General features: G+C 37.6%; 4 protein-coding genes and 4 tRNA genes. 1 reads left to right on the top strand and 7 read right to left on the bottom strand.

Annotated features, from left to right (window positions below; all coding sequences use genetic code 11):
• From ABN236_RS19205 to ABN236_RS19185, 5 genes are all read right to left on the bottom strand, one after another.
• Window positions 1-131 (bottom strand): GTP-binding protein (locus ABN236_RS19205; protein WP_349474325.1); only part of this gene is annotated, 131 nt, incomplete at its 3' end.
• Between the two features lie 121 nt (window positions 132-252).
• Window positions 253-328, bottom strand: a tRNA-Thr gene (locus tag ABN236_RS19200).
• 5 nt (window positions 329-333) lie between these two features.
• Window positions 334-408 (bottom strand) — tRNA-Gly (locus ABN236_RS19195).
• Between the two features lie 82 nt (window positions 409-490).
• Window positions 491-575 (bottom strand) — tRNA-Tyr (locus tag ABN236_RS19190).
• A gap of 15 nt (window positions 576-590) precedes the next feature.
• Window positions 591-666 (bottom strand) — tRNA-Thr (locus ABN236_RS19185).
• Between the two features lie 438 nt (window positions 667-1,104).
• Between ABN236_RS19185 and coaA the strand changes: the two genes are divergently transcribed.
• Complete coding sequence (gene coaA / locus ABN236_RS19180) at window positions 1,105-2,052, top strand: type I pantothenate kinase (RefSeq protein ID WP_088494065.1); 948 nt, start codon at window positions 1,105-1,107, stop codon at window positions 2,050-2,052.
• A gap of 129 nt (window positions 2,053-2,181) precedes the next feature.
• Here coaA and birA read toward each other — a convergent pair whose 3' ends face one another.
• Both birA and murB read right to left on the bottom strand, forming a co-directional pair.
• Window positions 2,182-3,144: a bifunctional biotin--[acetyl-CoA-carboxylase] ligase/biotin operon repressor BirA gene (birA, locus tag ABN236_RS19175; protein ID WP_349474715.1), complete on the bottom strand. Its 963-nt coding sequence runs from the start codon at window positions 3,142-3,144 to the stop codon at window positions 2,182-2,184.
• Window positions 3,141-4,175: a UDP-N-acetylmuramate dehydrogenase gene (gene murB / locus ABN236_RS19170; protein WP_349474713.1), complete on the bottom strand. Its 1,035-nt coding sequence runs from the start codon at window positions 4,173-4,175 to the stop codon at window positions 3,141-3,143. The genes birA and murB overlap by 4 nt, the downstream gene beginning before the upstream one ends.
• Window positions 4,176-4,372 lie beyond the last annotated feature (197 nt).

Below are 4,372 nucleotides of genomic sequence, written 5' to 3'. Positions count from 1 at the left end.
GCAGCACCACCGTAAGTTTTAGCTAAAACTGTAGTGATTGCAGCAGTCAGAGTTGTTTTACCGTGGTCAACGTGGCCGATAGTACCAACGTTAACGTGCGGTTTTGAACGTTCAAATTTTTCTTTAGACATTTAAATTGTCCCTCTAAGACACGGAATCGGTGGTTACACCACATCAACCAAGCAGTAAGTAAATTAGCGATTTGCTAGTGCTTGTTAAGATTTTAATCAGGGAGGCAAGAACATGAAGGAGTGGTGCTGATAGGCAGATTCGAACTGCCGACCTCACCCTTACCAAGGGTGCGCTCTACCAACTGAGCTATATCAGCACATCTGGAGCGGGCAGCGGGAATCGAACCCGCATCATCAGCTTGGAAGGCTGAGGTAATAGCCATTATACGATGCCCGCAGAACTCGGCTACCTGACTTAAAATCAGCTTTGTATTCTACTTAAGTGTTTACTAATTTAAAACACTTAAGTTAGGAATTAATGGTGGTGGGAGAAGGATTCGAACCTTCGAAGTCTGTGACGGCAGATTTACAGTCTGCTCCCTTTGGCCGCTTGGGTATCCCACCAAACCTAATTTTTAATGGTGCCGGCACCAAGAGTCGAACTCGGGACCTACTGATTACAAGTCAGTTGCTCTACCAACTGAGCTATGCCGGCTAAGTGGTGCGCATTCTAGGAGGACTTTCATCATGATGCAACAAAAAAATTGCGATATTTGTTCTTTTGCTTAGATTTTGTTCACTTTTGATTGAATTGTTGATTTTTTAGGAAAAAAACGACCAAAATGCCAACAAAAATTCATGATAGATTAGCAAGCTAATTTATCTATTCAGTCCCAAATTTATTAATCATCAATAAATTTTTAGAAAAAAGATTAATTGCACCCTTATTAGTCTACGCTAAAAAATTATTTTTATGACTATTTTTTGTACTTTTTTTACAAATTTATTCAGTTCGTGTCAAAAAAAGTAGAAAAAATTTAAAAAATATCTACGCCTAAGAAGCATCACTCGTTATGATGCTGTTTATTTTTTATCGGATACGGGTGTTTTAAACAGCCTGTCCAACCTGCGAATATTAGGCAGATGTTGGCTTATGAATAACAAAGAACGCTTTATAACCCCTTATTTAGAATTTGACAGAAAGCACTGGGCAACGTTAAGAGATTCCGTTCCTTTAACACTAACCGAAAAAGAGATTGCCGATTTAAAAGGAATTAACGAAGAAATTTCTATTGATGATGTCATTGAGATTTATCTTCCTCTTTCAAGATTGCTCAATTTTTACATAAGTTCTAACTTACGTCGTCAAGCCGTCTTAGAGCAGTTTCTTGGAACAAGAAGCGCTAAAATCCCTTATATTATTGGTATAGCCGGCAGTGTTGCTGTTGGTAAGAGCACCACTGCTCGTTTACTACAAGCACTTTTAACCCGTTGGCCAGAACATCGTAAAGTTGATTTAATTACTACTGATGGTTTTCTTTTACCTAATGCGGAGTTAAAGAAACGCGGGATAATGAAGAAGAAAGGATTTCCTGAATCCTATGATATGCATAGCCTTGTCTCTTTCGTTTCTGATATAAAATCAGGCAAAAAACAAGTAACAGCCCCTGTCTATTCTCATTTAGTGTATGACATCATTCCAGATAAGAAACAGGTTATTGAGCAACCTGATATCTTAATTCTTGAAGGATTGAATGTATTACAAAGCAATCAGGATTATCCTCATGATCCACATAATGTTTTCGTATCAGATTATGTAGATTTCTCTATTTATGTTGATGCTGAAGAAGAATTACTAAAACACTGGTATATCAGTCGCTTTTTAAAATTTAGAGAAGGTGCGTTCACTGATCCTGAATCGTATTTTAATAATTACTCTAAATTAAGCAGAGAAGAATCTATTGAAATAGCATCTTCAATTTGGCAAGAAATTAATGGTTTGAATTTAAAACAGAATATTTTGCCGACGAAAGAAAGAGCGAGCCTTATACTGACCAAAGGCCAAAATCATACGATCACCAACGTTCGATTACGTAAATAAATCTAAACAATTAGTGATGTTTGATCTCAGTATTATTGTATTTCAGTTATTCAAAGTAGTATCAACAACTAAAAAGCTTTCCAATAAGGAAAGCTTTTTAGTTGTTGATGTTCGATACAATTTAAAGCATTACGATGCATTTCTCAGTGAAATCTCACCACCTATATAAGGTATGATTTTTCCATCTTGTTCTAAAAGTAAAGCACCTTGATCATTGATGCCCTTGGCAATACCAAAGATCTCTTTTTCACCAATAATAAGCTTCACTCGGCGATCCATAAAATTATCTAAACGTTTCCAACGCTCGATAAACACAGATAACCCTTGTTTTTCAAATTGAACAAATGCTTCTCTTAGTGCATTAGTAATTTCACAAGCAAGCTTATTTCTATCAATTTTGATACCAACTTGCTCTAAGTTAATCCATTGCTGGTTAATGGCTTCAGTTTGATTTTTACTCATCGCAATATTGATACCAATACCCGTGACAATATGAGCAACATCGCCTGTTTTTCCTGTTAACTCAACAAGAATACCTGAAAGTTTTTTATCATTTAAATAGAGATCGTTAGGCCATTTAACTTTAACGCCATCTGCACCAAGCTTTTGCAATACCTCAGCCATAATAACGCCGACAACCAAACTCAGTCCTATTGCAGCCGCAGGCCCTTGTTCGAGTTTCCAATACATACTCAAGTATAAATTTCTACCAAAAGGCGAAATCCATTGACGTCCTCTTCGGCCTCGTCCAGCAGACTGGTATTCAGCAATGCAGACATCACCCGATTTTAATGCGCTAATACGTTGTATCAAATACTGGTTAGTAGAATCTATAACAGGAATAACGCTAGCAGGTTCACCTTTGATATTTTTGTTTACACTATCCGCATTTAACAAATTCATAGGAGCATCTAATTGATAGCCCTTTCCTGCGACAGTTTGAACATCGATACCCCAGCTACGCAATGTCTGAATATGTTTATTAATACCTGCGCGTGTCATTCCTAAGCTTTCGCCTAGTTGCTCTCCTGAATGGATATTTCCGTCAGCAAGAATTTCAATTAATAATAAAGGTGTTGGTGTTTCTTTCATGAAATAGCGTCCACTGCATTGATTTCGCCATATTGACCAATAAAACGGACTTCTGGCTCTAATTGCACACCGAAGCGCTCGAAGACTTTTTGACGTATATATGCAGCTAAATTAACAATGTCTTTGCCTGTTGCCAGACCGTCTTTATTGATAAGAACAAGTGCTTGCTTCATATGAACAGCCGCACCACCAATCTGATGGCCTTTAAGACCGCATTGATCAATCAGCCAACCTGCTGCAAGTTTTACACCATCTTGTTGAACATATTGCGGACAGAAGGGGTATTCTGCTTTTAAATGTTGTGCAATACGAATATCAACAATTGGATTCTTGAAAAAACTACCAGCATTACCTGTTATGGTAGGATCGGGGAGTTTGCTCGTTCTCATAGAGCACACAGACCCAAACACATCTTTTGGCGTTACTGTTTCTAATGATAATTTTGATAAATCGCCATAGGTAAGAATAGGCTCCCATTTTTTGCTAAGCTGTAAGCCTACAGCAACAATCGCAAAGCCTTGCTGATAATGATGTTTGAAAATACTATCTCGGTAACCAAACTGACATTCATTATTAGTTAATCGATGAACATGACCTGTACTTAGTTCAACAATATCTACATAAGCGCAAACATCTTTTAATTCTTTACCATAAGCACCGATATTTTGTATTGGTGCTGAACCTACATTTCCTGGGATCAGTGCTAAATTTTCCAGTCCATAGATGTTCTTTTCTAACAGAAATTCAATAAGTGCATGCCAATTTTCGCCCGCACCAACATGAACAGACCAATATTGCTCATCTTCAGTAATTTCAATACCAGCAATACAGTTGCGAATAACAACGCCATTAAAATCTTCTGTAAATAGTACGTTGCTACCACCACCTAGAATAAGGGTGGGCAATTTCTGCTCATGGGCATTTTGCCAATATGTACAAAGCTCATCTTTATTATTTGCAGTTTCTATTTGGTGAGCTTTTGCTCTCAAACCAAATGTATTAAATGCTTGCAATGAAACCGATTCTTTCATGAAAGTCTACCTCATTTAGCTGATGGCTTAGTTTAACAGCCAAGTATCGCCGAGGATAGCAAAGTGATAGGTGATTAGTGTGGAGATATTACATCTGTATTTTAGATGTTGTCTTAGAATGCAAAAAAGCCAACCCATTGGGTTGGCTTTCTCGTCTTATTTAATGCCTGGCAGTTCCCTACTCTCACATGGGGAGA

The sequence above is a fragment of the Proteus sp. fly-1013 genome (assembly GCF_040140245.1).
Lineage (GTDB): Bacteria > Pseudomonadota > Gammaproteobacteria > Enterobacterales > Enterobacteriaceae > Proteus > Proteus mirabilis_B.
The sequence above is the reverse complement of the archived record's forward strand: the minus strand, read 5'-3'. Positions and strand labels throughout refer to the sequence as shown.

Bases quoted from the DNA above. Each gene is read 5' to 3' on its own strand.
- birA (WP_349474715.1), bottom strand. From the start codon at position 3,144: ATGAAAGAAACACCAACACCTTTATTATTAATTGAAATTCTTGCTGAC.
- coaA (WP_088494065.1), top strand. From the start codon at position 1,105: ATGAATAACAAAGAACGCTTTATAACCCCTTATTTAGAATTTGACAGA.
- murB (WP_349474713.1), bottom strand. From the start codon at position 4,175: ATGAAAGAATCGGTTTCATTGCAAGCATTTAATACATTTGGTTTGAGA.